Below are 23892 nucleotides of genomic sequence, written 5' to 3' on the forward strand. Positions count from 1 at the left end.
CCCGGGAGGCGCAGACGAGCCCCGCCGCGGCGCAGAGCGCTCCCGCGGCCGATCTCGGTACGAGCGCGCCGGGCGAACCGCGCCCCGCCGCTGCCGCCGCGGAGCGTGAGCACCGCGCCGCCGTGCGTGCCGAGGAGGCGACGCCGGAACCCGGCGGGTCCAGCAAGCCCGCCGACCCAGCGAACGCCCAACCGGGCGTCGATAGGGTGAACCCGTGAGCACCCGTGTCTTCGTCGCCCGTCTCGTCGGCCTCACCGTCTTCGACCCTCTCGGCGACCGCGTCGGGCGGGTGCGTGACGTCGTCGTCGTGTTCGGCAAGAACCCGAGCCCGCGCGTCATCGGCCTCGTCGTCGAGGTCGTGCAGCGGCGCCGCGTGTTCCTGCCGCTGACGCGCGTGACGTCGATCGATGCGGGCAAGGTCATCACGACGGGCCTGGTCAACATGCGCCGCTTCGAGCAGCGTCACAACGAGACGCTCGTATGCGCCGAACTCTTCGACCGCCAGGTGACGGTCCGCGAGCCGGACGGCGAGACGTTCACCGGCACCGTCGAGGACATGGCGATGGAGCAGAACCAGCGTCGCGACTGGGACATGACGAAGGTGTTCGTCCGTGCGCAGGAGCAGTCGTCGGGCGCCTCGCGCGCCATGCACCGTCTGACGCGTCGGCGCACCGGATCGACCAGCCTGCACGACATCCGCGATGTCTACGGCCTCAACCGGCAGCACACCGAGCAGTCGGCTGAGCGGCTGCTCGAGACGTACGACGACCTGCGCGTCGAGGATCTTGCCGAGGTCATCCACGACCTGACGCCGAAGCGTCGCGCCGAGGTGGCGCGCGCCCTCGACGACGGCACGCTCGCCGATCTACTCGAAGAGTTGCCCGAGGACGACCAGGTCGAGATCATTGCCGCCCTCGACACCGAGCGCGCGGCCGACGTCCTCGAGGCGATGGAGCCCGACGACGCCGCCGACCTGCTCGGTGATCTGCCGCCCGAGACGGCCGAGGATCTGCTGCAGCGCATGGAGCCGGCCGACGCCGCTCCCCTGCGCCGGCTGCTCACGTACGACGAGAACACCGCGGGTGGTCTCATGACGACCGAACCGGCCATCCTGGGCCCGGAGGCGACGATCGCCGAGGCCCTCGCCGTCGTGCGCCGTGAAGAGGTCGCGCCGGCGCTCGCGTCGGCCGTGTTCGTCGTGCGCCCGCCGCTCGAGGTGCCGACGGGGCGCTTCCTCGGCATGGTGCACACGCAGCGGCTGCTGCGCGAACCGCCGCACACGTCGCTCGGCAACGTCGTCGACTCGACCGTCGACCCGGTCAACGTCGACGCGCCGCTCGGCGAGGTGACGCGCACCCTCGCGCAGTACAACCTCGTGTCGCTGCCGGTCGTCGACGACGACGGGCGCCTGCTCGGCGCGGTCACCGTCGATGACGTGCTCGACCACATCCTTCCCGAGGACTGGCGCGAGGAGCGCCATGACTTCCGCCAGGACAAGACCTTTCCGGGGGTGACGCAGTGAGCCGCGAAGTGGGTTCGCGCCGTGAGCGCGGGCGTGACGAGAAGCGGGACGAGCGTCGCGACGCCAAGGAATCCCGGGAGGAATCGCGTCGCAAGGAGGCATTGAAGGAGGCTCGTCGGGACTCACGCGACGAACGCGACGCCGCCGGCCGCCTCGATCAGCCGCAGGAGAAGCGGGCGCGCGTGCTGCCACGCATCGACCTCGACTCCGAGGGCTTCGGCGTCGCGAGCGAGAAGTTCGCGCGCTACATGGGTACGGCGAACTTCCTCATCCTGATGTCGGGCTTCATCATCATCTACGTGGTGGTCAACATGACGCCACTGAAGTTCGACGAGTACCCGTTCGTCTTCCTCACGCTCCTGCTGTCGCTGCAGGCCTCGTACGCGGCGCCGCTCATCCTGCTCGCGCAGAACCGTCAGGACGATCGCGACCGCGTCGCCATCGAACAGGATCGCTCGCGCGACGAGCGCAACCTCGCCGACACCGAGTTCCTCACCCGAGAGGTCGCCTCGCTGCGCCTCGCGATGCGTGAGACGGCGACGCGTGACTTCGTGCGCTCCGAGCTGCGTTCGCTGCTCGAGGAGATGGAGGAGCGCGGCATGCTCGCCATGCCCGATGCCGAGGACGACGATGCCGGCTCGTCGAAGCAGGAGAAGAAGGCCGCGAAGAAGCAGGCCAAGAAGGACGCGTGCCCGGAGGCATAAGGGCGCGAGTGCCCGGGTGGACGTGACTCAGGCCACTCACTACCACGCCGTACGATGGAGGGCATGACCACCCCCACTCTCGACGCCATCGGCGCTGCCCTGGCGACCGTGGAGGATCCGGAGATCCACAAGCCCATCACCGAACTCGGCATGGTCGAGTCGGTCGATGTCTCCGAGTCCGGCCACGTCGCCGTCACCATCCTCCTGACGATCGCGGGCTGCCCCCTCAAGGCGAAGCTGACGGAGGACACGACGAAGGCCGTGATGGCCGTCGACGGTGTCACGGGCGTCCAGGTGAACCTCGGCGTGATGAACGATGAGCAGCGCAAGAACCTGCGCGAGCAGCTCAAGGGCTCCTCCCCCGAACGTGAGATCCCGTTCGCCAAGCCCGGTTCGATGACGCGCGTGTACGCCGTCGCGTCCGGCAAGGGCGGCGTCGGCAAGTCGTCCGTGACGACGAACCTCGCCGCCGCGCTCGCCGAGCAGGGCCTCAAGGTCGGCGTCGTCGACGCCGACATCTACGGCTTCTCCGTGCCGCGCATGCTCGGCGTCGCGCACCGCCCGACGCAGGTCGACGACATGATCCTGCCGCCCGAGGCGCACGACGTGAAGGTCATCTCGATCGGCATGTTCGTGCCCGGCAACCAGCCCGTCGTGTGGCGCGGCCCGATGCTGCACCGCGCGCTCCAGCAGTTCCTCGCCGACGTGTTCTGGGGCGACCTCGACGTCCTCCTGCTCGACCTGCCGCCCGGCACAGGCGACATCGCGATCTCCGTCGCGCAGCTCATCCCGACCGCCGAGATCCTCGTCGTGACGACGCCGCAGCAGGCCGCCGCCGAGGTCGCCGAGCGCGCCGGTGCGATCGCCCTGCAGACGAAGCAGCGCGTCGCCGGCGTCATCGAGAACATGTCGTGGCTCGAGCTGCCCGACGGCACGCGCCAGGAGATCTTCGGCGCGGGCGGCGGCGCCACCGTCGCCGAATCGCTGACGCAGTCAATCGGCGCGCCCGTCGAGCTGCTCGGCCAGATCCCGCTCGACACGACCCTGCGTGAGGGCGCCGACCACGGCATCCCCGTCGTCGTCGGCCACCCCGACGCGCCCGCCGCCGTCGCCCTGCGCGGCATCGCCAAGGGCCTCGGCACGCGCGCTCGCGGCCTCGCCGGACGCAGCCTCGGGCTGACGCCGAGTACCAAGCTGTGAGTTGACGCGCCGCTCGCGCACAGCGAGCACACCGACGAGAGCCGCAACCCTGCACGTCAGGGATGCGGCTCTCGTCGGTGTGCGCGGAAGCTGAAACTCCCCCGCGAGGTCGGTCAGCGCTCGACCGGCACCGGTTCGGTCGAGCTCAGGTGGCGTCGTCGTCGAAGGGCGTGACGCGGTCGGGGTGGTATTCGGCAGTGACGAGGGAGCGCGGGGCGGCCGGCACGCCGTAGGCGTCCTCACCGCCGGCGCCCTCCGCTCCGATCCCTCCGGCCCCGACGCCGTCGGCTCCGCTATCGCTGCTGTATGCAGCTGCGCCGGCCGCACCCACGGCGCCCGCCGCTGTCGCGCCGGTCGACTGCGCGGTGCGCTCTCTCAGCCCGATCTCGCCCGCGATGTCGGCGTCGGGATCGTCGAACAGCGCCTCGCGCACGATCTTGCGCGGGTCGTACTGGCGGGGGTCGTACTGGCGCCAGTCGACGTCCTGGAACTCGGGGCCCATCTCCGTCTTGAGCTGCGTCTTCGCTCCCTCGGCCATCTCCCGCGCGGTGCGGATGAACGTGCGCAGCTTGTCGACATAACCCGGCAACCGCTTCGGCCCGATGAGCACGAGAGCGATGATGACGATGATGATGAATTCGCCCGAGTTGATGTCGATGAATGGAATGTTCACGCGTACGTCACCCCTGCGAACTCGCTCATGGGGCCATTCTGCCTGATCCGGCGCGACTCACCGTCACCCGCTCACCGTGCGTGACCTCGCGGCTGCCCGCGACATCGATCGTCGGGGGCGCGATCCTGTCGCTTCCGACGCTCGCCATGCGGCTGCGCTCCGGCGCCATCGGCGCGGAATGCGACGGTGTGACGAGCACGAACGCGCCCACGCATGCCGCGGTCGAGCCGAGGCCCGCGAGACCCGCGACGAGCCCCGCCCGCACGTTCGAGCGGCGCCGGCGCGCTGCCGGGTGCTGGCGCGTGGCATCCTGCCACGCGATCTCGTCCTCCCGGGAACCAGCCGCAGCGCGGTGGGGCGCCGCCTCCAGCACCATGGCCTCGTCGGCGCAGGAGCCAGGCGCCGCTGACGGCGGCCGCGACGCGCACTCCGGCGCCAGAGCGAGCAGCCCTGCGACGAGGGAAGCATGACGGTCGGGGTCGACGGGCACCGCGCGCACCTCACGAACGATGGCGCGTTCCGCGTCGACGTCACGGCGGCACACCGAGCACACGAGCAGGTGGCGCGCCGCGCACCGCATCGACACCGCGTCGAGTCTGGCGTCGACGTACAGGTCGATGGCTTCGCCCAGGTGCCCCGAGCGATACCGGCGGATCACGTGAGCCCCACGGCCGGGCGTCGCGTGAGCCCCTCCTTCGCGGCCTGGACGACGCTACGACGTCGCGCCTCACGAGCGGCGGGCGAGCGATGCGCGAGCGACTCGCGCAGGGCGGCCCGGCCGCGGTGGATGCGTGAACGCACCGTGCCGAGCTTCAGTCCGAGAGTCTGGGCGATCTCCTCGTACGTGAGGCCCTCGATGTCGCACAGCACGACCGCCGCGCGGAAGTCGGGGGCCAGCGCGTCGAGCGCGCGCTGCACGTCGTCGTCCAACTGCGCGTCGAGGACGACCTGCTCGGGCCCGGCCGCTCCGGAGGGCAGCCGGCCGTCGGCGTCGTCGGCCAGGGCGTCGAAGCGGATGCGCTGCTTGCGGCGCATGCGATCGAGGAACATGTTCGTCGTGATGCGGTGCAGCCAGCCCTCGAAGGTGCCGGGACGGTACGAACCGAGCGAATTGAACACGCGCACGAAGACGTCGTGCGTCAGGTCCTCTGCGTCGTGGACGTTGCCGGTGAGGCGGTAGGCGAGTCGGTAGACGCGCGCACTGTGCTCGGTGACGATCTCCTCCCACGTCGGCGGCTGCCAGCCAGGCGGCGCCTGCTCGGCGACATGCACACGCGAGCGCGTGTTGACGGGGTGAACGGGGTCGGCAACTGCGCCCCGGGGGTTCGACATCGACATGGGTCCTCCCGACCGCATCTCGGCGCTGGCGCGCCGCGAGCATTCATTATCCCCGGCATGCCTGTGGACTTGCTGAGGGACCCGCCGGCTGGCCGCCTCGTGCGGCTGAGGCCCAGTTGCGTTCAGAATTCGTGGGGCCCATTGCGGATGCTGCATTCTCGTCGCGCATTCCGAACGCTGCCCTGCTGCTGAGACGTCGAGCGCCTCGGGCCGCGGAGCTCGACGGCCGTCATCCGCGCACAGTGGGCTGCACAGGGGCTGGCGCCGCACTGCGCGCAGAGTCGGCTGCACTGGGCCTGGAGCCGCCATCGGCGCACAGCCGCGTGCCGACCCACGGATCGGGTGGGGCTGCGAGCGCCCCTAGGATGTCCCCCATGACCAGTTTCAAGCCCGCGAGCTGGGCGTACGCCGAGGATTTCGCCGACGAGCCCCAGCACATCGAGGCTGCCCGCATCCAGGGCGAGCACCTCGGCGCCACCCCGGTGACGAGCGCCGCGGGCGCTGCCCTGCGCATGCTCGCGGCGTCGACGGCGGCGCGCACCGTCGTCGAGATCGGCACGGGCGCCGGTTCGTCCGGGCTGTGGCTGCTCGAAGGCATGCCGGCTGACGGGGTGCTCACCACGATCGACATCAGCATGGAACACCAGCGCGCCGCCCGCGCGGCGTACCAGCGCGCGGGTTACCCGCCCCAGCGCACCCGCATCATCTCCGGCAGCGCCCTGACGGTGCTGCCGCGCCTTGCGGATGCCGCCTACGACCTCGTCCTCGTCGACGGTGAGAAGGACGAATACCCCGCGTACGTCGAGCAGGCGCTGCGTCTCGTGCGGCGCGGCGGCGTCATCGTCCTCGACAACATGCTGTGGCATGACCGCGTCGCCGACCCCGCGGTGCGCGACGAGACGACGAAGCGTCTGCGCGCCCTCGGCAAGGAGCTGCGCGAACGTGACGACCTGCTCACGACGCTCCTGCCCGTCGGCGACGGCCTCCTCGTCTGCGTCAAACGCTGACGCCGGCCTGCGCGCCCTCTGCGACGAGTTGCGCGAGCACGAGGCGCGCCAAGCGCTGACGCCCGCCTGCTCACCCTCGGCCACGAGTTGCGTGAACACGAGTGGCGACACACAGCGCGGCTGCCTGTCGCGCTGCCACCCAGCCGCCGGCGCTGGCACGACGCGAACAGGCGCCTCATCCCCGGAGGGATGAGGCGCCTGTTTCGAGCGGTGCGTGACGAACGCGTCAGCCGACGCAGTCGGTGATCGCGGCGCCGAGGGCCTTGGCCTCGTCGGCGTTCATCTCGACGACGAGACGTCCGCCGCCTTCGAGCGGCATGCGCAGCAGGATGCTGCGGCCTTCCTTCGCGACCTCAAGGGGACCGTCACCGGTCCGCGGCTTCATCGCTGCCATGGGTTGACCCCTTTCGAGAACGCGCCACACGGCGCGCTAGGTTCTGCCACATCGTCGAAGCGTGCCGCGATCCTCCGTCGCGCCGAACACGACTCCCCGCTCTCGCAAGGGCGCCGGTGTGCTCGTCGATCAGCTTGTTACCCACCATTATTGCGCGTCCTGCCAGGCAGACGAAATCCATGTGTGAAACTCGTCACCATGTCTGCCACCTCTGAAGTTCTCGTCGACGTGAGCGACGGCGTCGCCACCGTCACGCTCGACCGCCCCGACTCGCTCAACTCACTGACCGACACGAGCAAGACCGCGCTGCTCGCCGCCGTCAGACAGGTCGCCGACGATGCGTCGATCCGAGCCCTCGTCCTGACGGGGGCCGGGCGCGGATTCTGCGTCGGCCAGGATCTGCGCGAGCACGCCGAGCAGCTCGGTGCCGGGTCGAAGGGCCCGTTCGAATCGGTGTCGCGCTACTACAACCCGATCGCGACGACGCTCGCGCAGATGCCGAAGCCCGTCATCGCCGCCGTCAACGGCGTGGCGGCAGGCGCCGGGTTGTCGCTCGCGATGCTGGCCGACTTCCGGATCGCCGCGCCCACGGCCAAGTTCACGACGGCGTTCGCGGGCATCGGGCTCAGCTGCGACACGGGCGCGAGCTGGAGCCTGCAGCGACTCGTCGGCTCGGCCCGCGCGCGCGAACTGCTCTTCGATGCGCGGACGATCGACGCCGACGAGGCCCTGCGCATCGGCCTGGTCAACCGCATCGAGGACGACGCCCTCGCCGCAGCGCAGTCATGGGCGGCCCGACTCGCGGCCGGCCCGACCCTCGCCTACGCCGCGATGCGCGATGCGCTCGAATTCGCGTCGAACCACTCGCTGGTGGAGTCGTTGGCCCACGAGGAGCCGCTCATGATCCGCACGGGATCGAGCGACGATCACCGACGCGCCGTCGACGCCTTCCTCACCAAGCAGCCCCCGACCTTCGAGGGCCGCTGACCCATCGGCGATGTTCGTCCACATTCGCGTACGGCGACGGCGGCCCGTCGCTCCCTCCGTTCGCAAGCTGGGGCTCCCAGAGCCGCGCGAAGGGCACCCTGTATCTGACGGTCGTCCCCGCCGGTAGTTTGGGGTGCCGAGGGGGTGCCGAGCGACGGTCCCTAGGTGGCACGGCACAGATTGCCTGCGTTCGGCGCGCACCCCGGCCGTCAACGTGATGCTCGGAGGGATCACGCCAACGACGCAGCCGTCACGCCCGACCCGCCGACGGCGCCGGGCACCGGGCGCCTCCACCTCACCCCGCCAGACGTTCGATGGCGTCGCCGGCAACACACCCTGCTGCGTGGTCGTTGACGTACCCGCACGCCTGCATGAGCGAGTAGCAGGTCGTGGGTCCGACGTGCGCGAAGCCGCGCCGTTTCAGTTCTTTCGCGAGCCCGGTCGACTCGTCCGACGACCCGACGACGTCCGCCACGGTCGTCGGGCGCTCGTGCGCCGCAGGCGGGAAGGTGTCGATGAGCGCCTCGAGCCCACCGTCGGCACGCAGCTCGACGACGGCGCGCGCGTTCGTCACCGCAGCCTCGATCTTGCGGCGATTACGCACGATCGAGGCATCGCCCATCAACCGCTCGACATCGGTAGCCCCGAACGCCGCCACGGCATCCGGCTCGAACCCGACGAAGGCCGCCCGGAACGCCTCACGCTTGCGCAGGATCGTCAGCCACGACAACCCCGATTGGAACGACTCGAGCGTCAGCCGCTCGAACAGTTCCCGCTCACCGCGCACCCGTCGCCCCCATTCGTCGTCGTGGTAGGCGACGTAATCTGGTGCGCTCGTGGCCCATGCGCAGCGGGCGACACCGTCGTCACCGACGATGAGCAGGCTCATGCGTGGCGGTCGCTCGACGACTCCCGCGACGCCGCGTGCCGGCCTCCCGGCTCATCACTGCCAACTGGCTCATCGCCCTTGTCGAGCGCCACGGCCTCGCGCGCCGCGGTCTCAGACGCCTCGTCCTCGCGCTCGTGCCCGAGCGAGCGGCGCCCGCGACGCCGGAACTGGACGATCTCGGCCGCCTCGTCACCGGCCGGGCGGCTACGAGACGCACCCTCCGCGTCGGCCACGGCGTCAGGGCGAGCCGTCGTGGCGCGCGCACCGTCGGGCTTCTCGCCGAGCTGCGATTCCAACTCACCGATCTCTTCGAACAGGCGGTCGAGCACCGCGTCGACCTGACCCATGTTGTACCCGCGCAGTGCCTGGTCGAAACGAACGGCGTCCACGCCCTGTGCGCCCAGGGGGCCGGGCGGCAACTCGAACGATGACGTGCTGCTCGGGCCCGACATCGAGTCGACGCCGATGCGTCCGGCGAGAACCGCGACGAGCGCCCCGATGATGACGATCAGGACGACGATGAGGACGATCATCATGATGGTGCTCCTCAGGCCTCGACGGGACGCTCGCCCGCGCGAGCGGCGCGGTGAGCGTCACGGATGAACGCGATGGCTTCTTCTGCGGTGTCGACGATGACCATGCGGTCGACGTCGCGCTCGGAGATCATGCCCTCGGCGAGCACCGTCGCGCGCAACCATTCGCGCAGCGGGCTCCAGAACGCGGTGCCGACGAGCACGATCGGGTAGTGCGTCACCTTCTGCGTCTGCACGAGCGTGATCGCCTCGAACATCTCGTCAAGCGTCCCCACACCGCCCGGCAGCACGATGGCGCCCTGCGTGTACTTGACGAACACCGTCTTGCGCACGAAGAAGTAGCGGAAGTTCACGCCGAGGTTGACGAAGCGGTTGAGCCCCGTCTCGAAGGGCAGTTCGATGCCGAGCCCGACGGACGTGCCGCCTGACTCGAAGGCGCCCTTGTTCGCGGCCTCCATCGCGCCCGGGCCCCCGCCGGTGACGACGGCGAAGCCCTCCTTGACCAGGGCGCGCCCCACCTGCTCGCCCACGGCGTACGCCGGATGCTCGGACTTGAGCCGCGCCGAGCCGAACACGCTGATGGCGGGCCCCAGCTCGGCGAGCGCGCCGAAGCCCTCGACGAACTCGGCCTGGATACGCATGACGCGCCATGGGTCGGTGTGGACCCAGTCCGCCTCGAAGTTCGAGTCGAGCAGTCGCTGGTCGGTCGTCGTGCGCGGCACGTGCTTGCCGCGCAGCGTGACGGCACCCTTGTGGTAGTCGTGCTCGGGGCCGGCCTTGCGGCGTTCTGCCTCGTCACGGCGGGCCGCGAGACCCGAATCGGCAACCGGGCCGGGCTGCGACGCGACGTCGACCATCTCCTCGCTCCCGCGGGCGCTACGCGCGTCGCGCTCGTCGTCGTGGTGCGCCATCAGGCCAGCCACCCCTTGAGCAGCTCGAGCGCGGTGACGATCTGATCCTCGGGGCACCACTCGTCGTCCATGTGGGCGACGTTCGGGTCCCCGGGGCCGAAGTTGACCGCAGGCACGCCGACGGCGGAGAAGCGCGCGACGTCCGTCCACCCCTCCTTCGCGACGACAGGCAGGCCGAGCGCGTCGACGAACGCCTTCGCCGCCGGGCGGTCGAGACCGGGACGGGCGCCCCCGGCGAGATCGTCGCACTCGATGTCGAAACCATCGAAGAACGTCGTGACGTACGCGAGCGCGTCCTCGGCGCTCTTGTCCGGCGCGAAGCGGTAGTTCACCGTCACCGTGCACGCGTCGGGGATGACGTTGCCCGCGATGCCGCCGGAGATGTTCACCGCGTTGAGGCCCTCGTGGTAGTCGAGACCGTCGACGGTGACCGTCTGCGGTTCGTACTCACGCAACCGGTTGAGGATGTCGGAAGCCTTGTGGATGGCGTTGTCACCCTTCCAGGGCCGCGCCGAGTGGGCGGCGATTCCCTTGGTGCGCACGTGAACCCGCAGCGTCCCCTTGCAGCCGCCCTCGATACCGCCGTTGGTCGGCTCGAGCAGGACGGCGAACGCGGCCCCCTCGAGCAGCTCCGGTCGGGTGCGCGCAATGCGCCCCAGACCGTTGTGCTGATCCTCGATCTCCTCGCCCTCGTAGAAGACGAAGGTGATGTCGCGGTTCGGCTCCGTCAGTTCTTTGGCGATCTTGAGCTGGACGGACACCCCGCCCTTCATGTCGGTCGTGCCGCGCCCGTGCAGCTTGCCGCCGACACGCTTGACGGGCAGGTTGGCGGGATCCTTCGTCAGCGGCACCGTGTCGATGTGGCCGGCGAGGACGATGCGTTCGTCACGCCCCAGGTTCGTGCGGGCGACGATCGTGTTGCCGTCGCGTACGACGTCGAGGTGGTCGAGCGTCGCGAGCTCGGCCTCGATCGCGTCGGCGAGGTTCTTCTCATCGAGGGAGACCGACTCGATGTTGCACACCGATTCGGTGAGCGCGACGACGTCCTGCGTCAGGTCCAGAGAAGCCATGCCCACACCCTATGACCCGTCGCCGACAACCTTGGCACGGGAGACGAACGTCCATCGCCCGGGGAGCGAATGTGTGCGCGAATCGCAGACGAGTCGGCCCGCCACCCGGACGAGCCCACCCACAGCCGCGAACCCCTCGGTAGCCTGGGCGGCATGACTGATGCACGCACCGCCTGGGGCTACGGCCTCGCCACCGTGACCGCCGACGGCACCACGCTCGACACGTGGTACCCCTCCCCCGCGCTCGGCACGCCCGACGACGCCACCAAGGCTCCGTCCGCGCTCACCGCCCTCGAGACGAAGGACGACGCGCGCACGGTGACGACGAAGGTCGTGCGCACCGTCATCGACCTCGACGCCGCCCCGGACGACGTTCCCGACGCGTACCTGCGCCTGCATCTGCTCAGCCACCGCCTCGTGCTGCCGAACACCATCAACCTCGACGGCATCTTCGGCCGGCTCGCCAACGTGGTGTGGACGAACTTCGGCCCGTGCGCCGTCGACGACTTCGAGATGACGCGCGCGCGTCTGCGTCAGCGTGGCCCCGTCAGCGTCTTCAGCATCGACAAGTTCCCGCGCATGACCGACTACGTCACGCCCAGCGGTGTCCGCGTCGCCGACGCCGACCGCGTGCGTCTCGGCGCCCACCTCGCCGAGGGCACGACCGTCATGCAGGAGGGTTTCGTCAACTTCAACGCCGGCACGCTCGGGCACTCCATGGTCGAGGGGCGTATCACGCAGGGCGTCGTCGTCGGCGACGGCTCCGACATCGGCGGCGGCGCCTCGATCATGGGCACCCTGTCGGGCGGCGGCACGCAGCGCGTCAGCCTCGGCGAACGCTGCCTGCTCGGCGCCGAATCGGGCCTCGGCATTGCGCTCGGTGACGACTGCGTCGTCGAGGCGGGCCTCTACCTCACCGCCGGCACCAAGGTGACGATGCCCGACGGCACCGTCACCAAGGCCGTCGAGCTCTCCGGTGGCGCCAACATGCTGTTCCTACGCAACTCCGAGACGGGCGCCGTCGAGTGCCGCGCCGGCGCCGGCAGTGGCATCGAGCTCAACGCGGACCTGCACAAGAACTGACGCCACAGGCGGGCATGCGGGGTCGCGGCCATCCGAGCCGCGGCGCCTCGCGGCATTTCATCACCCGTTCAACCCCACGGACCGTCAGCCAGGCGCCACACTGTGAGCGCCCCACGCACGAGGAGACGACGATGACGAGCCACCCCGACCGAACGCACGTGGACGGCCCGAGCCCACGCGAGGACCTGCGGGAGCCGCACGAGACGCGGGTGCCCGTCAGCGAGCGCAAGCAGGTCCGCGAGAGTGGCTTCGACGCCTACTCGGCGCCGGAGCTGCAGGCCGCGTCGTCGATGAGCGGCGCGAGCAGGATGCAGCGCATCGTCGCACTCTTCCTGCTGCTGGGCCTGCTCGCGACGTTCGGGATCTCGTTCATCGGCTGACGCCCGCCGCTCGCCGCTGCGGCCCCTTGAACCGGCAGCGCGCGCTCTTGCGTGCGGCGACGCCCCCGTCCCCGACTCGGGGAAGGCCGTCGTACCGGCCGGACGTCAGGCATGAGGGAGGGGCTGCTCACCCTCGATGGTGAACAGCCCCTTCGTCCGACGGTTCGAACGCGATCAGCGCCGCGCCGGCGTCACTTCGTCGGGTAGTCGCGCTCGGTCGCGCCGACGTACACCTGACGCGGACGGCCGATCTTCTTCGCCGCGTCCTTGTTCTGCTCACGCCACTGCGCGATCCAGCCGGGCATGCGGCCGATGGCGAACAGGACGGTGAACATGTTCGTCGGGAAGCCCATCGACTTGTAGATGAGGCCCGTGTAGAAGTCGACGTTCGGGTACAGCTTGCGCTGCACGAAGTAGTCGTCCTTCAGCGCGCGCTCCTCGAGGCCCATGGCGAGCTCGAGCTGCTCGTCCTTGCCGTTCTTCTCAAGGATCGAGTGGGTCGCCTTCTTGACGATGGCGGCGCGCGGGTCGTAGCTCTTGTAGACGCGGTGGCCGAAGCCCATGAGCTTCACGCCGTCGACCTTGTTCTTCACCTTGTCCATGAAGTCCTCGGCCGAGTCGCCCGTCGACTGGATCTTCTCGAGCATCTCGAGAACAGCAGAGTTCGCGCCACCGTGCAGCGGGCCCGAGAGGGCGCCGATGCCGGCGGTGATCGACTGAAACAGGTCCGCCTCGGCGGAACCGACCATGCGGACGGTCGAGGCCGAGCAGTTCTGCTCGTGGTCGCCGTGCAGCGTGAAGAGCATGTCGAGCGCATCGGCGGTGGCCTGGTCGACGTCGCCGCCGAACATCATGTGCAGGAAGTTCTCGACGTACCCGAGCGAGGCGTCGGGCGCGATGAACGACTCACCGATCGACTTGCGGTACGAGTACGCGGCAAGCGTCGGGACGGCGCCCAGCAGGACGGCCGTCGCCTGGTCGATCGCGGCGTCGTCCTTCACCGACAGCGCGTCGGCGTAGTACGTGCCGAGCGCCGGGACGACGGAGGCGAGGATCAGCATCGGGTGCGCGCCCTTGGGGAACGCGTCGAAGATCTTCTCCAGGCCCTCGGGCAGGACAGACGCCTTCGCGACGGCCTGGGTGATCTCGTCGAGACGAGCCTGCGACGGCAGCTCACCGTCGATGAGGAGCGCGGCGACCTCGAGGAACGAGGCGTTCTCCGCGACCTGGTCGATGGGGTAACCGCGGTAGCGCAGGATGCCCTGGTCACCGTCGATGTAGGTGATGGCGGACTTGCACGACGCGGTGTTGACGAAGCCGACGTCGAGGGTGACGTTGCCCGTCTCCTTCATGAGCGCCGAGATGTCGTAGCCGCTGCAGCCCTCGACGGCCTCGACGATCGGGAACTCGAGTTCCTTGTCGTCGGCCGTGAACGTGGCGTTGCCCTGAGAAGTCATGTGGGTTTTCCTCCTTGCGGACCGGCAGGGGTGTACCGGGTTAGCGAATGAGACGTTACCTGAGAATTTCCGCTGCTTTTAATCCGCTACCACCGGGTAGAGTAAAAACTTTGACTCTCCGTCAACCCGCTGTGAGGCGCCTCACAGCGGCGTCGATCCGTTCGTCGGTGGCCGTCAGCGCGATGCGGACGTGCTGCTCGCCCGCGACGCCGTAGAAGTCGCCCGGCGCAGCGAGGATGCCGAGCTCGGCGAGCGCGTCGATCGACTCGCGGCAGGGGCGTCCCTGCGTCGCCCACAGGTACAGACCGGCCTCGGAATCGTCGATCCGCCAGCCTGCCGCCTCCAGCGCAGGTTTGAGAGCGGCGCGGCGGCGCGCGTAGATCGCCTTCTGGGCGGCCACGTGGGCGTCGTCCTCGACCGCCGTCTTGAGCACCCGCTGCACCGGCCACGGCACGATCATGCCGGCGTGCTTGCGGACGTCGACGAGCTGCTTGACGATCGCTGGGTCACCCGCGACGAAGCTCGCACGGTATCCGGCAAGGCTCGACTGCTTGCTCAGGGAGTACACCGACAGCAGCCCGGTGTGATCTCCACCGCACACGCGGTCGTCGAGGATGCTCGGGGCGCTCAGCTGCCCCGCCTCGCCGGCGCCGTCACGCCAGTCGAGCTCGGCGTAGCACTCGTCGCTCGCGACGATGACGCCACGCGCGCGTGCCCAGTCGACGACCTTCTTGAGGTGCTCGACACCGAGAACCTTGCCGTTCGGGTTGCCGGGGCTGTTCATCCACAGCAGCTCCGGCGCCTGCGGCCCGAACTCGGTGAGGCCCCGCATCGGACGCGGCGTCGCGCCCGCGAGGCGAGCGCCGACGTCGTACGTCGGGTAGGCGACCTCGGGAAAGGCGACGACGTCCCCGGCGCCCAGGCCGAGCAGCGTCGGGAGCCACGCGACCAGTTCTTTAGAACCGACCGTGGGCATGACGCCGTCGGGGTCGACGTGGCTCGCGTTGCGGCGGCGTGCGTACCAGGCGGCGATCGCCTCACGCAGATCGGGGGTCCCCCACACCTGCGGGTAACCGTGGGCGTCGGCGTTGGCCGCGAGTGCGTCCTGCAGGATCTGCGGCGTCGGATCGACGGGCGTGCCGACGCTGAGGTCGACGATGCCGTCAGGGTGCTCACTCGCGCGCGCCTTGGCCGCGGCCAGCGAATCCCAGGGGAAGTCAGGAAGGTTGAGCGCCATGCCGCCATTCTCGCACCTGCCACCGACATCCCCACCCGGCCCGAACCCCCGCGCCGCCAGGGCCGCGTGCCCATCGGCGAACGGCGTCCACTCCTGCGATCTTCGTCACCATTCGCGACTTCCGTCCATCTCTGCGAACCGCCTCCCCCTCTGCGATGTTCTTCGTCCACCTTCGCGGTCGACCCCCGTGCCGCGGCGACGACGTAAATGTGGACGACAATCGCCGATGTGGACAGGAATCGCCAAAGGGGACGTAGATCGCGAAGGTGGACGTAGATCGCAGATGGGTGCGGGACACGACGAACCCCCGCACGAGCCGTCAGCAGCTCGCGCGGGGGTTCGATTGGCGCGGGGTTCGAAAGGGCAGGATTCTATTGGCGCGAGCGAGGTTCGCGTGCAGGCACGCAAGCGCCCAGCACCTTTGGGGCACAGACGTCGGCCTGCCGGTCCTCGTCAGGCCTCACCGTCAGCCCTGGCCACCAGCCCTGGTCGTCAGTCCTGGTTCTGCGGGGGCAGGACGGCGATGATCGGGTGATCCTTCTTGATGACGCCCATCTTCGCGGCGCCACCGGGCGAGCCGAGGTCGTCGAAGAACTCGACGTTGGCCTTGTAGTAGTCGGCCCACTCCTCGGGCGTGTCGTCCTCGTAGTAGATGGCCTCGACGGGGCACACCGGCTCGCACGCGCCGCAGTCGACGCACTCGTCGGGGTGGATGTAGAGCGAACGCTCACCCTCGTAGATGCAGTCGACGGGGCACTCTTCGATGCAGGCCTTGTCCTTGACATCGACACAGGGCTGGGCGATGACGTACGTCACGGGTAGCTCCTCGGTGGTCGCGTTGCGCCCGCCGGCCGACCCGTGCAGAGGCGAGATGCGGACAGCGAACGTTCTTGGTATCCGAGCGTCACGGTGCGATGTTCGGATGGTTGCCTCCTAGTATGCCGATGTGCGCGACTCCGCCGAAAACAAGCCCACCCTTGCTTCCACCCTGCGAGAGGGCGCACGGGTCATGATTCGCCGGCGGCTGACAGCCGGCGAGCTCGCCGCCGCCGCAGGCACGCTCGACGCGAACGCGACCCTGACGGACATCGTCGGCACCGTCCGCTCCGTCGACGTTGGCCATGTCGTCGTCGACACCCGGCGCGGCGAGGTGCGCGTCGCCATCACGCACATCGTGACGGCGAAGGCGCTCGGCCCACGCCCCGGCCGGCGTGGCGCGCCGCATCGCGCGGTCTCCGTCGAGGATCTCGAAGAGCTCATGACGGACGGCTGGCCGCCCCACGAACGTGAGTGGTTCGGACGCTGGATGCTGCGCGCTGCCGGCGGTTACACCGGGCGTGCCAACTCGCCTCTCGTCCTCGGCGAACCCGGCCCGTCGACGGCCGACTCGCTTGCCACCGTTCGACGCTGGTACGACGCTCGAGCGCTGCCGCCCCTGATCCAGGTGCCTCTCTCACCCGGCTTCTCGGCCGACGACGACCCCCTCGTCCAGGAGGCCACCACTCTCGGCTGGGAGGCGCTCCGCCCGGTACGTGTCATGACGGCCGCGAGCGCCGACGTCGCTGCGGCTGCGCGGCGCACGTCGACCAGCTCGATGCGCACGAACGTCTCCCCCGCCCTCGACGACGCGTGGTGGTCGCTCGCCGATGACCGGGCACGCACGCACGAGAGTGACGCCCGGCGCGTCCTGGAAGGCTCCGAGAAGCAGGTCTTCCTCGCGCTCACGCCGCCCGTTGACACGGACGGCATCACCTCCGGTGCGGCGGGCGCGCCCTCGGGAGCCGTCGCCCACGCTCGCCTGGCGCTGTCGCCGGGATGGGCCGGAGTGTTCGCCCTCGCCACCCGCCCCGACGTCCGCCGTCAGGGCCTCGCACGACAACTCCTGCGCGCCTGCGCCGACGAAGCGCTGCGCGCCGACGAGGCGTCGATGTACCTGCAGGTCGCCGCCGACAACGCACCGGCCATCGCTCTGTACGAATCGCTCGGCTTCACGACGCACCACACCTACGTCTACCTCGAGGCGCCCTCTCAGGTCGTATTGCAGGCCTGAGCGCTCAGAGGGCTCCGACGGCCCGCAGCGCGAACGTCACGAGCCAGTGCGTCGACATGAAGTCACCTTCGACGATCGCTGACTGCGCGTACTCACGTTGATGCCGCGCTGCGGTGCGCATCCGCTCGGCCCGCTCGGCGTCGTGCCGCTCGACGACCGGAGCCAGGGCGCCGAGCGCTGCGGAGCGGGCGAGATTGAGCCCGAACAGGTGCACGAGCTTGCCGTCGGAGTGATCGCCCACCTCGGGGACGGCGAGCAGCGGATCGTCGTCGGCGCCGAGACGCGGAAGGAACAGCCCCAACCACGCCTCGAACTCTTCCGGGGCGAGCACGCGGCGCATGAGGTCGGCCTCCGAGAGCGCCGCCGAGTGGAAGTCGTTGCCGCTCGGCTCGTAGTGCGCCGGGTAGTCGACGTCCGCGCCGAACCACCGGCGCGTATTGACCTCGATCGCCTCGACGACCTCGCTCCGACCGAGGGCGACGAACGCGTCGTGACACAGCGCGAGACCGTAGGCCGTGTTGTCGTGCTGCCCGGTACGCACCGGGTGGGTGAGCTTCGGCATCCACTCCACGAGAAGGTCACCCACCGCATCGACGACGGGTTCGAGCGCACGTGCCCAACCGTCGGAACCGGGCTGCGTCGAGCGCTGTGCCGCGACGGCGAGAGCACTCGCCCACCCCCATCCGTACGGGCGCTCGTAACCCGGATGCTCACGCAGGTACGCCGCCTCGCTCACCGCGTTCGCATGCGTCAACCGGCCGTTCAACTGCGCGAGAAGCGCCTCGCGCGTAGCCGGGTCGACGAACTCGTCCGCCTCGTCGAGCAGTGTGATGCCCGCCAGTTGCATGTGGCAGGAGCTGTGCCAGTCGAGCGACGCATGGAAGCACGGGTGCAGCGTCCACGGCGTCACGTCACAGTCGTCGGCGGAACCCGACTTGTGCTGCGAGGCCCAGGGGAACGGCGTGTCGAGGACCTCCACGACGGTGTTCGCCCAGGCCCGGGCGTTCTCGGCCTTCCATGCGTTGATCATCTCGTCCCCTCTCAGAAGCACAGCAGATACATGAGCACGATGTTGCACGCGAGCAGGGCGATCGCCGTCGGGATCTGGGCCTTGATTGGGCCGTACTGATCCTTCAACTCCAGCAGCGCCGCGGGCACCATGTTGAAGTTCGCCGCCATGGGCGTGCAGAGCGTTCCGCAGAATCCGGCGAGCATGCCGATGGCGAACACTGCGGCCGGGTTGCCGTGGAAGGACTCGATGAGCACAGGCCATCCGACGGCGGCCGTCATGACGGGGAAGGCCGCGAAGGCGTTGCCCATGATGACCGTGAAGAGGAACATGCCGATGCAGTAGACGACGACACCTGCGATGAGCGAGCCGTGCGGCAGCACCGTCTCGCTGATCGTCTTCACCGCGTCACCGACACCGGCGTCCTTGAACAGGACGCCGAGCGTGGCGAGGAACTGCGGCAGGATCGCGGCCCAGCCGATGTGACCCAGGAGGCGATCCCCCTCCTCGAAGGGGACGCTGACGCGGCGCTCGTTGAAGATGACCATCGCGGAGAACATCGCGACGACCGCCGCGATGCCGAGCCCGATGATTGTGGCCTGCTTGTCCTCGAGCAGCAGCTCGCCACCCACCGTGACCTCGAAGATGCCCATGAGGGCGAAGACGGCGGCGATTCCGGGGATCATGAGCGCCGGGACGAAGAGCTTGTTCCCGTACTTCGCGGCGCTCTTCTCGCGCTGCTCCACGCTCGTCGTGAGATCGGCGCCCTTGCCCGGGAAGCCGGCGCCGGCGAGTGCGGCGAGCGCCAGGACGGCGATGCCCTCGACGAGCGCCGAACCCGACTTGTCGACGACGAAGGTGCCGTAGACGAAGGCGAACGCGAGGATGCCCCAGAAGGCAGCCGAGCCGAAGCGCTTGGCATCGGTGTGGTCGCGCAGGCGCAGGACAGCGACGATGGCGAAGTAGAGCGCAACGAGCCAGAAGAGCCATTCAGCCTTGATCATCGCTTCTCTCCTTCGGCGTCACCGGTGGCCACACCGGACGAGTCCGCAGCGCCGCCCGGGCCGTCGATTGATGGCGTCGCCGGCGTCACGGCGGCAGCCGGAGCGTCGGCCGCCATGGCAGCGAGCGAGCGGTCGAGGCGCAGCATGCGCGCGCCGTGGATGGTGAACGCGCAGATCGCGGTCGGGATGGCCCACACCGCGATGGAGAGGGCTTCGAGCTTGAGGCCGTACGTGGTGTCGACGAAGCCTGTGATGAGCAGGATCGAACCGACGGCCATGAAGACGTCCTCGCCGAAGAACAACCCGACGGTGTCGGCGGACGAGGCGTAGGAGCGAACCTTCTCGCGCATCCGCTCGGTGAGCTTGCCGTGCTTGCGCTCCGCCGAGGCCTCGGCCATCGGCGCGATGATGGGGCGCACGGCCTGCGCTGGGCCGCCGATGGCCATGAGGCCCACGGCTGCGGTGACCTGTCGGATGCCGAGGTAGGCGGCGAGCAGACGACCCGCCGTCATCTTCGTCAGCTTCGTGACGAGGACGCGCGCCTGCTGCATGAGCCCGTAGCGCTCGATCATGCCGATCACGGGCAGAACGACGAGGAAGACCGTCACGGAACGCGAGTTCGCGAAGCCGGTTCCGAAGGTCTCGATGATCTTGACCGGCGAGATGCCGCCGATGAGACCGGCGACGATGCCGGCGACGGCCACGACGAGCATCGAGTTGAGACGTAATGCGAAACCGCCCACGACGACGAGGACGGCGAGCAGCACCCACATAGCTGGCTCCTTGGGTTGTGCGAGGGATCCGCGCACGGCCGGACCAACCACGCGCTACTGAAGGAGGCTACGTAATTGTTGAACAATCCCGACAGGTGGTGCAGGTCACAATTCGGTGACGAAGCCCTTCGGTCCCGATTCATCGCGCACGATGTGGGCCTCGGCGCGCAGGAGGTAAAGCTCCATCGCCGCGGCTGCGCGCACGAAGTGGCCCGCCCGCACGAGGTCGATGATGCGCCGGTTCTCGTCAACGTAGCGCGCGTGCACCTCGAGGGGGTCGCCCGTGCCGAGGAAGAGCAGCCGCACCTCGACGGTGAGGGTGCGCATCATCCGATCCACGATCGGGTTCTCTCCCAGCGCCGCGAGCCGGAGATGGAACTCGGCGTTCGCGCTGCCGACCGTGCGCCAGTCGCTGCGCTCACGCGCAAACTCGGCCCGGGTGACCGCGGCGTCGACGGCGTCGATCAGGCGCGCGTCGACGGGTTGGGCGCGAACGGCCAGATCACGGAGCGCACCGCATTCGAGGTGGCGGCGGGCCGCGTAGATGTGGTGGCCCTCGGCCCGCTCGATGCGCCGGACGAAGACGCCGCGGTGCGGCAGATGCTCGACGACCCCTTCGTGCGCGAGGACGCGGAACGCCTCTCGCAGCGTGTTGCGACTGACACCGAGCTCTCCGACGAGGCCACCCTCGTCGAGATGACTGCCCGGCGGCAGTTCTCCGTCGAGGATCGCGCTGCGGACGCGATCTGCCGCCTGTTCGGCCTGTGATCGATGCATGCGACTTCCCCGTCCCTCGCCGACGCGGGAGTCGCCCCAGCGCCGTCATCCTTCCATCACAGGAGCGCATCGATCCCACCAGGGCTCTTGACGAGCATCCGTTGTTCAACAATTCTTCCTGCATGACTCAGGCGATGACGACGATCGATCTCAACGCGGACATGGGCGAGTCCTTCGGCGCCTGGACGATGGGCGACGACGCGGCCCTGCTCGACGTCGTCTCGTCGGCCAACGTGGCGTGCGGCTTCCACGCCGGAGACCCGCTCGTCCTCGCCACGACGTGCGCGGCAGCCGCCCAACGCGGAGTGAGCATCGGGGCGCACGTCGCGTATCGCGACCTCGCCGGTTTCGGGCGTACCTTCGTCGACGTCGAACCCGAACGCCTCGAGGCGGAGGTGCTCTACCAACTCAGTGCTATCGACGGAGTCGCCCGCGCCCATGGCACGAGCATCGGCTACGTCAAGCCACACGGCGCGCTCTACAACGCGATCGTCCACCACGAGGGCCATGCCGCGGCCGTCGTCGCCGCCGTCACGCGGTTCAACGAGAACACGACATCCACGCCGCTCGCCGTCCTCGGGCTTCCTGGCAGCCTCGTCCTCGAGCTGGCCGAGGCCGCAGGCATCCGTGCAGTCCGCGAAGCCTTCGCCGACCGGGCCTACACCGCCGAGGGAACGCTCGTCTCACGTCGCACGCCCGGCGCCGTCCTGCACGACCCCGACGTCGTGGCCGCGCGCATGGTGACGCTGGCGACCACCGGCGAGGTGGAGGCGATCGACGGCTCCCGCGTCGCTGTCACGGCCGATTCGATCTGCGTGCACGGCGACTCTCCCGGTGCCGTGGCGATGGCCACGCGGGTGCGATCGGCACTCGAGGCTGCCGGCATCTCGATCGAGGCATTCGCATGACGCCGATGACGCTACGGCCCGTAGGCGACCGCTGCGTCATGGTGGAACTCGACGACGCAACCCAGCGCCGACGACTCGACACAGCCCTTCGGCACACGTCGATCGACGGTCTCGTCGAGCACATTCCGGCGGCGCGCACCGTCCTGCTCCGGTGCGCGACGCCCTGCGAGGTCTCGCGCGTGGTGGCCGCGGTGCGGGCCCTCGACCTGGCGTCCGTCGACTTCGAGCCCGGTCGCGTGAGCGAGGTGATCGAGATCCAGGTCCGTTACGACGGGGCCGATCTCGAGGAGGTCGCTGCCATCGTGGGTCTCGACCCGCGAGAGGTCGTGAAGCGTCATACCGGGCAGCTGTGGACCGTCGAGTTCGCCGGCTTCATGCCGGGATTCGGCTACCTCAGCGGTGAGAGCGGTGGCCTGCACGTGCCGCGACGCGACTCGCCTCGCACCCGCATCCCGGCCGGCTCGGTCGCCCTCGCCGGCGACTTCACGGGCCTCTATCCCCAGGCGTGCCCCGGCGGCTGGCAGCTCATCGGCACCACCGAGGCCGAGCTGTGGAACGTGGAGCACTGTCCCCCGGCGCTGCTCGTGCCCGGTGCGACGATCCGCTTCGTGGCGGTGACCTCATGAGTCTCGTCATCGACGCCCTCGGCCCGCTCGCCCTCGTGGAGGACCTGGGCCGCCCGGGATACGGCCACCTCGGGATCGCTCCATCCGGGGCTGCGGATCGCGCCAGCCATCGACTCGCGAACTCGATCGTCGGCAACGATGCGAAGGCTGCGACGCTCGAGATGCTCCTCGGTGGGCTTCGCGCCCACGTGACGCGCGACGTCGTCGTCGTCTTCACCGGCGCCCCTGCGCCCGTGACGATCAATGCTCGCCCAGCCGCGTTCGGCGAGCCGCTGCTCCTTCGATCCGGCGACGAGATCGCCCTTGCCACACCGGTGCACGGGCTACGCACCTACCTGGGGGTCCGGGGCGGGATCGACGCCCCCACCGTCCTCGGGTCACGCTCGAGCGATCCGACCACGGGTGTGGGACCACGGCGTCTGCAGGTGGGCGACGAGTTGGCTTTCGGGGCCGACATCGTCGGCTCCATTCCGTGCGTCGACGCCTTCACCGCGTTCGTCCGTTCGGGCGATCTGCTTCTGCGTGCCGTGTGGGGTCCGCGCGACGACTGGTTCACCGACGCGGCCCGAGCCGCGTTCACGGCGAGTTCGTGGGAGGTGAGCGCCGAGGGCGACCGGGTCGGCGTCAGGCTGCTGGGATCGCCGCTGCAGCGTTCCCGAAGCGGCGAGCTGGCGAGCGAAGGACTCGTGCGTGGAGCGATCCAGGTACCGGCCAACGGCCAACCGATCGTCTTCCTCGCCGACCACCCCACGACCGGGGGCTACCCCGTCATCGCTGTGGTTCGGGACGAGGACATCGACCACCTCGCGCAGGCTCGCCCCGGCACCCGCGTCCGCTTCGTCTGTGAGCGCCGCACGCTCTGAGGAGAGCGCCCGAGTCAGCGTCGTGTCACGAGCGCTCGGGCCGCAGCAGAGGCCAAGATTCCGACGGCGCCGCCCACGCCGACCCGCAGGACGTGAGCGCTGGTCGTGAGGTCGTCCGCCACGAGGTTGGTGTGCGTCGGGCCCCCGACGACGCCGACGAGCGCACCGCTGAGAAGGACGACGGCCGGCGCGAGCATGAGGGCTGCGAGGATCGCGGCCCGCGAGTCGAACCCCGGAACCCGGGAACCACCGGTCCAGGCTTTGGCCACCTGCCAGTGCGCGACGAGGAGGACGAGCGCGGGCAGGAGGCTCCACAGCGCCGCGCTACGGTTCCAGCCGGTGAGGAGGCCGACGGGTTCCACGACCAGACGGCGACCGCGCCGAGCGCCGCGGCGACCCCCATCCCTGCGGCGAGGACGAGCAGATCGCGTCCGAGCTCCTCGGTGAATGACGTCTCGTGCTCCCGCGTGGCTTCCCACATGGCCATGACCAACCCC

General features: G+C 69.6%; 27 protein-coding genes and 1 pseudogene. 12 read left to right on the forward strand and 16 right to left on the reverse strand.

The genetic code is table 11. From position 1 onward, the window contains the following. The 4 genes and pseudogenes from HMPREF0321_RS16625 to HMPREF0321_RS13925 all read left to right on the forward strand — a co-directional run. A pseudogene (locus tag HMPREF0321_RS16625) lies at positions 1-218 on the forward strand (hypothetical protein); the annotation flags it as partial. Further along, positions 215-1522 carry a magnesium transporter MgtE N-terminal domain-containing protein gene (locus tag HMPREF0321_RS13915; RefSeq protein WP_006947455.1) on the forward strand — a complete coding sequence of 436 codons (1308 nt, stop codon included), beginning with the start codon at positions 215-217 and terminating at the stop codon, positions 1520-1522. The pseudogene HMPREF0321_RS16625 and the gene HMPREF0321_RS13915, both read left to right, overlap by 4 nt. Then, positions 1519-2226: a DUF1003 domain-containing protein gene (locus HMPREF0321_RS13920; RefSeq protein ID WP_370447730.1), complete on the forward strand. Its 708-nt coding sequence runs from the start codon at positions 1519-1521 to the stop codon at positions 2224-2226. The genes HMPREF0321_RS13915 and HMPREF0321_RS13920 overlap by 4 nt, the downstream gene beginning before the upstream one ends. Before the next feature lie 63 nt (positions 2227-2289). Beyond that, complete coding sequence (locus HMPREF0321_RS13925; protein WP_006947406.1) at positions 2290-3426, forward strand: Mrp/NBP35 family ATP-binding protein; 1137 nt, start codon at positions 2290-2292, stop codon at positions 3424-3426. 145 nt (positions 3427-3571) lie between these two features. Here HMPREF0321_RS13925 and HMPREF0321_RS13930 read toward each other — a convergent pair whose 3' ends face one another. The 3 genes from HMPREF0321_RS13930 to sigE are packed head-to-tail and all read right to left on the reverse strand — an operon-like array spanning position 3572 to position 5437. Next, positions 3572-4099 carry a hypothetical protein gene (locus HMPREF0321_RS13930; protein ID WP_006947430.1) on the reverse strand — a complete coding sequence of 176 codons (528 nt, stop codon included), beginning with the start codon at positions 4097-4099 and terminating at the stop codon, positions 3572-3574. Positions 4100-4124: 25 nt separating this feature from the next. Beyond that, positions 4125-4757, reverse strand: coding sequence for a hypothetical protein (locus tag HMPREF0321_RS13935; protein ID WP_006947441.1), 633 nt, complete (start codon positions 4755-4757; stop codon positions 4125-4127). Continuing rightward, positions 4754-5437, reverse strand: coding sequence for an RNA polymerase sigma factor SigE (gene sigE / locus HMPREF0321_RS13940; protein ID WP_006947438.1), 684 nt, complete (start codon positions 5435-5437; stop codon positions 4754-4756). The genes HMPREF0321_RS13935 and sigE overlap by 4 nt, the downstream gene beginning before the upstream one ends. Positions 5438-5811: 374 nt before the next feature. Here sigE and HMPREF0321_RS13945 point away from each other — a divergent pair, with 374 nt between their 5' ends. Further along, positions 5812-6444 carry an O-methyltransferase gene (locus HMPREF0321_RS13945; protein WP_006947423.1) on the forward strand — a complete coding sequence of 211 codons (633 nt, stop codon included), beginning with the start codon at positions 5812-5814 and terminating at the stop codon, positions 6442-6444. Positions 6445-6670: 226 nt separating this feature from the next. On the opposite strand, the gene HMPREF0321_RS15735 is transcribed toward HMPREF0321_RS13945, so the two are convergent. Further along, positions 6671-6838 (reverse strand): DUF3117 domain-containing protein, encoded by a 168-nt coding sequence (locus HMPREF0321_RS15735; RefSeq protein WP_006947428.1) that lies wholly within the window; start codon positions 6836-6838, stop codon positions 6671-6673. A 198-nt stretch (positions 6839-7036) separates the two neighbouring features. Between HMPREF0321_RS15735 and HMPREF0321_RS13950 the strand changes: the two genes are divergently transcribed. Further along, positions 7037-7825, forward strand: a complete 789-nt coding sequence (locus tag HMPREF0321_RS13950; protein ID WP_040015157.1) for an enoyl-CoA hydratase-related protein — start codon at positions 7037-7039, stop codon at positions 7823-7825. 295 nt (positions 7826-8120) lie between these two features. Here the strand turns inward: HMPREF0321_RS13950 and HMPREF0321_RS13955 are convergent, their stop codons facing one another. The 4 genes from HMPREF0321_RS13955 to dapE are packed head-to-tail and all read right to left on the reverse strand — an operon-like array spanning position 8121 to position 11228. Further along, positions 8121-8714, reverse strand: a complete 594-nt coding sequence (locus HMPREF0321_RS13955; protein WP_006947439.1) for a DNA-3-methyladenine glycosylase I — start codon at positions 8712-8714, stop codon at positions 8121-8123. Further along, positions 8711-9250, reverse strand: coding sequence for a DivIVA domain-containing protein (locus HMPREF0321_RS15175; RefSeq protein ID WP_006947425.1), 540 nt, complete (start codon positions 9248-9250; stop codon positions 8711-8713). The genes HMPREF0321_RS13955 and HMPREF0321_RS15175 overlap by 4 nt, the downstream gene beginning before the upstream one ends. A gap of 11 nt (positions 9251-9261) precedes the next feature. Continuing rightward, entirely contained in the window at positions 9262-10158 is an 897-nt protein-coding gene (locus HMPREF0321_RS13965) for a TIGR00730 family Rossman fold protein (protein WP_243754982.1), read from the reverse strand. Further along, positions 10158-11228, reverse strand: coding sequence for a succinyl-diaminopimelate desuccinylase (gene dapE, locus HMPREF0321_RS13970; RefSeq protein ID WP_040015149.1), 1071 nt, complete (start codon positions 11226-11228; stop codon positions 10158-10160). Before dapE ends, HMPREF0321_RS13965 begins: the two co-directional genes overlap by 1 nt. A 153-nt stretch (positions 11229-11381) precedes the next feature. Here dapE and dapD point away from each other — a divergent pair, with 153 nt between their 5' ends. Then, complete coding sequence (gene dapD / locus HMPREF0321_RS13975; protein ID WP_040015159.1) at positions 11382-12311, forward strand: 2,3,4,5-tetrahydropyridine-2,6-dicarboxylate N-succinyltransferase; 930 nt, start codon at positions 11382-11384, stop codon at positions 12309-12311. A gap of 131 nt (positions 12312-12442) precedes the next feature. After that, positions 12443-12691 carry a hypothetical protein gene (locus tag HMPREF0321_RS13980; protein ID WP_006947437.1) on the forward strand — a complete coding sequence of 83 codons (249 nt, stop codon included), beginning with the start codon at positions 12443-12445 and terminating at the stop codon, positions 12689-12691. Positions 12692-12882: 191 nt separating this feature from the next. Here the strand turns inward: HMPREF0321_RS13980 and HMPREF0321_RS13985 are convergent, their stop codons facing one another. From HMPREF0321_RS13985 to fdxA, 3 genes are all read right to left on the reverse strand, one after another. Then, positions 12883-14148, reverse strand: a complete 1266-nt coding sequence (locus tag HMPREF0321_RS13985; protein ID WP_006947473.1) for a citrate synthase — start codon at positions 14146-14148, stop codon at positions 12883-12885. Between the two features lie 121 nt (positions 14149-14269). Then, a complete protein-coding gene (gene dapC, locus HMPREF0321_RS13990) occupies positions 14270-15385 on the reverse strand; it encodes a succinyldiaminopimelate transaminase (RefSeq protein ID WP_006947484.1) in 1116 nt (371 codons plus the stop codon). A 492-nt stretch (positions 15386-15877) separates the two neighbouring features. Then, positions 15878-16201, reverse strand: coding sequence for a ferredoxin (gene fdxA / locus HMPREF0321_RS13995; RefSeq protein WP_006947414.1), 324 nt, complete (start codon positions 16199-16201; stop codon positions 15878-15880). Positions 16202-16394: 193 nt separating this feature from the next. On the opposite strand from fdxA, the gene HMPREF0321_RS14000 reads away from it, so the two are divergent. Further along, positions 16395-17435 (forward strand): GNAT family N-acetyltransferase, encoded by a 1041-nt coding sequence (locus HMPREF0321_RS14000; RefSeq protein WP_006947429.1) that lies wholly within the window; start codon positions 16395-16397, stop codon positions 17433-17435. A 4-nt stretch (positions 17436-17439) separates the two neighbouring features. On the opposite strand, the gene HMPREF0321_RS14005 is transcribed toward HMPREF0321_RS14000, so the two are convergent. The 4 genes from HMPREF0321_RS14005 to HMPREF0321_RS17485 form a co-directional block, all read right to left on the reverse strand. Next, on the reverse strand, positions 17440-18465 hold the full coding sequence (locus HMPREF0321_RS14005) for a DUF2891 family protein (RefSeq protein ID WP_006947486.1): 1026 nt from the start codon (positions 18463-18465) through the stop codon (positions 17440-17442). 11 nt (positions 18466-18476) lie between these two features. Then, the gene (locus HMPREF0321_RS14010; RefSeq protein WP_006947479.1) at positions 18477-19448 is read right to left on the reverse strand and encodes a DUF979 domain-containing protein; all 972 of its coding nucleotides are present in this window, start codon (positions 19446-19448) and stop codon (positions 18477-18479) included. After that, positions 19445-20221 carry a DUF969 domain-containing protein gene (locus HMPREF0321_RS14015; protein ID WP_006947491.1) on the reverse strand — a complete coding sequence of 259 codons (777 nt, stop codon included), beginning with the start codon at positions 20219-20221 and terminating at the stop codon, positions 19445-19447. Before HMPREF0321_RS14015 ends, HMPREF0321_RS14010 begins: the two co-directional genes overlap by 4 nt. A 105-nt stretch (positions 20222-20326) precedes the next feature. Continuing rightward, positions 20327-20998 (reverse strand): GntR family transcriptional regulator, encoded by a 672-nt coding sequence (locus HMPREF0321_RS17485; RefSeq protein ID WP_006947469.1) that lies wholly within the window; start codon positions 20996-20998, stop codon positions 20327-20329. 134 nt (positions 20999-21132) lie between these two features. On the opposite strand from HMPREF0321_RS17485, the gene HMPREF0321_RS14025 reads away from it, so the two are divergent. From HMPREF0321_RS14025 to HMPREF0321_RS14035, 3 genes are read left to right on the forward strand one after another with little or no spacing between them, the layout of a single operon-like run. Further along, entirely contained in the window at positions 21133-21906 is a 774-nt protein-coding gene (locus HMPREF0321_RS14025; protein WP_040015163.1) for a LamB/YcsF family protein, read from the forward strand. After that, the gene (locus HMPREF0321_RS14030; RefSeq protein WP_006947492.1) at positions 21903-22532 is read left to right on the forward strand and encodes an allophanate hydrolase subunit 1; all 630 of its coding nucleotides are present in this window, start codon (positions 21903-21905) and stop codon (positions 22530-22532) included. The genes HMPREF0321_RS14025 and HMPREF0321_RS14030 overlap by 4 nt, the downstream gene beginning before the upstream one ends. Next, positions 22529-23395 (forward strand): biotin-dependent carboxyltransferase family protein, encoded by an 867-nt coding sequence (locus HMPREF0321_RS14035; protein WP_006947415.1) that lies wholly within the window; start codon positions 22529-22531, stop codon positions 23393-23395. Before HMPREF0321_RS14030 ends, HMPREF0321_RS14035 begins: the two co-directional genes overlap by 4 nt. Before the next feature lie 14 nt (positions 23396-23409). Here HMPREF0321_RS14035 and HMPREF0321_RS14040 read toward each other — a convergent pair whose 3' ends face one another. Next, complete coding sequence (locus HMPREF0321_RS14040) at positions 23410-23757, reverse strand: hypothetical protein (RefSeq protein ID WP_006947408.1); 348 nt, start codon at positions 23755-23757, stop codon at positions 23410-23412. Between the last annotated feature and the right edge of the window lie 135 nt (positions 23758-23892).

Origin of the sequence: Dermacoccus sp. Ellin185 (assembly GCF_000152185.1) — a bacterium.
Lineage (GTDB): Bacteria > Actinomycetota > Actinomycetes > Actinomycetales > Dermatophilaceae > Dermacoccus > Dermacoccus nishinomiyaensis.

What these genes read in the sequence shown, in the direction of transcription:
- HMPREF0321_RS13925 (WP_006947406.1), top strand. Translation starts at nt 2,290, where the DNA reads ATGACCACCCCCACTCTCGACGCCATCGGCGCTGCCCTGGCGACCGTG.
- sigE (WP_006947438.1), bottom strand. Translation starts at nt 5,437, where the DNA reads ATGTCGATGTCGAACCCCCGGGGCGCAGTTGCCGACCCCGTTCACCCC.
- HMPREF0321_RS13945 (WP_006947423.1), top strand. Translation starts at nt 5,812, where the DNA reads ATGACCAGTTTCAAGCCCGCGAGCTGGGCGTACGCCGAGGATTTCGCC.
- HMPREF0321_RS15735 (WP_006947428.1), bottom strand. Translation starts at nt 6,838, where the DNA reads ATGGCAGCGATGAAGCCGCGGACCGGTGACGGTCCCCTTGAGGTCGCG.
- HMPREF0321_RS13950 (WP_040015157.1), top strand. Translation starts at nt 7,037, where the DNA reads ATGTCTGCCACCTCTGAAGTTCTCGTCGACGTGAGCGACGGCGTCGCC.
- HMPREF0321_RS13955 (WP_006947439.1), bottom strand. Translation starts at nt 8,714, where the DNA reads ATGAGCCTGCTCATCGTCGGTGACGACGGTGTCGCCCGCTGCGCATGG.
- HMPREF0321_RS15175 (WP_006947425.1), bottom strand. Translation starts at nt 9,250, where the DNA reads ATGATGATCGTCCTCATCGTCGTCCTGATCGTCATCATCGGGGCGCTC.
- HMPREF0321_RS13965 (WP_243754982.1), bottom strand. Translation starts at nt 10,158, where the DNA reads ATGGCGCACCACGACGACGAGCGCGACGCGCGTAGCGCCCGCGGGAGC.
- dapE (WP_040015149.1), bottom strand. Translation starts at nt 11,228, where the DNA reads ATGGCTTCTCTGGACCTGACGCAGGACGTCGTCGCGCTCACCGAATCG.
- dapD (WP_040015159.1), top strand. Translation starts at nt 11,382, where the DNA reads ATGACTGATGCACGCACCGCCTGGGGCTACGGCCTCGCCACCGTGACC.
- HMPREF0321_RS13980 (WP_006947437.1), top strand. Translation starts at nt 12,443, where the DNA reads ATGACGAGCCACCCCGACCGAACGCACGTGGACGGCCCGAGCCCACGC.
- HMPREF0321_RS13985 (WP_006947473.1), bottom strand. Translation starts at nt 14,148, where the DNA reads ATGACTTCTCAGGGCAACGCCACGTTCACGGCCGACGACAAGGAACTC.
- dapC (WP_006947484.1), bottom strand. Translation starts at nt 15,385, where the DNA reads ATGGCGCTCAACCTTCCTGACTTCCCCTGGGATTCGCTGGCCGCGGCC.
- HMPREF0321_RS14000 (WP_006947429.1), top strand. Translation starts at nt 16,395, where the DNA reads ATGATTCGCCGGCGGCTGACAGCCGGCGAGCTCGCCGCCGCCGCAGGC.
- HMPREF0321_RS14005 (WP_006947486.1), bottom strand. Translation starts at nt 18,465, where the DNA reads ATGATCAACGCATGGAAGGCCGAGAACGCCCGGGCCTGGGCGAACACC.
- HMPREF0321_RS14010 (WP_006947479.1), bottom strand. Translation starts at nt 19,448, where the DNA reads ATGATCAAGGCTGAATGGCTCTTCTGGCTCGTTGCGCTCTACTTCGCC.
- HMPREF0321_RS14015 (WP_006947491.1), bottom strand. Translation starts at nt 20,221, where the DNA reads ATGTGGGTGCTGCTCGCCGTCCTCGTCGTCGTGGGCGGTTTCGCATTA.
- HMPREF0321_RS17485 (WP_006947469.1), bottom strand. Translation starts at nt 20,998, where the DNA reads ATGCATCGATCACAGGCCGAACAGGCGGCAGATCGCGTCCGCAGCGCG.
- HMPREF0321_RS14025 (WP_040015163.1), top strand. Translation starts at nt 21,133, where the DNA reads ATGACGACGATCGATCTCAACGCGGACATGGGCGAGTCCTTCGGCGCC.
- HMPREF0321_RS14030 (WP_006947492.1), top strand. Translation starts at nt 21,903, where the DNA reads ATGACGCCGATGACGCTACGGCCCGTAGGCGACCGCTGCGTCATGGTG.
- HMPREF0321_RS14035 (WP_006947415.1), top strand. Translation starts at nt 22,529, where the DNA reads ATGAGTCTCGTCATCGACGCCCTCGGCCCGCTCGCCCTCGTGGAGGAC.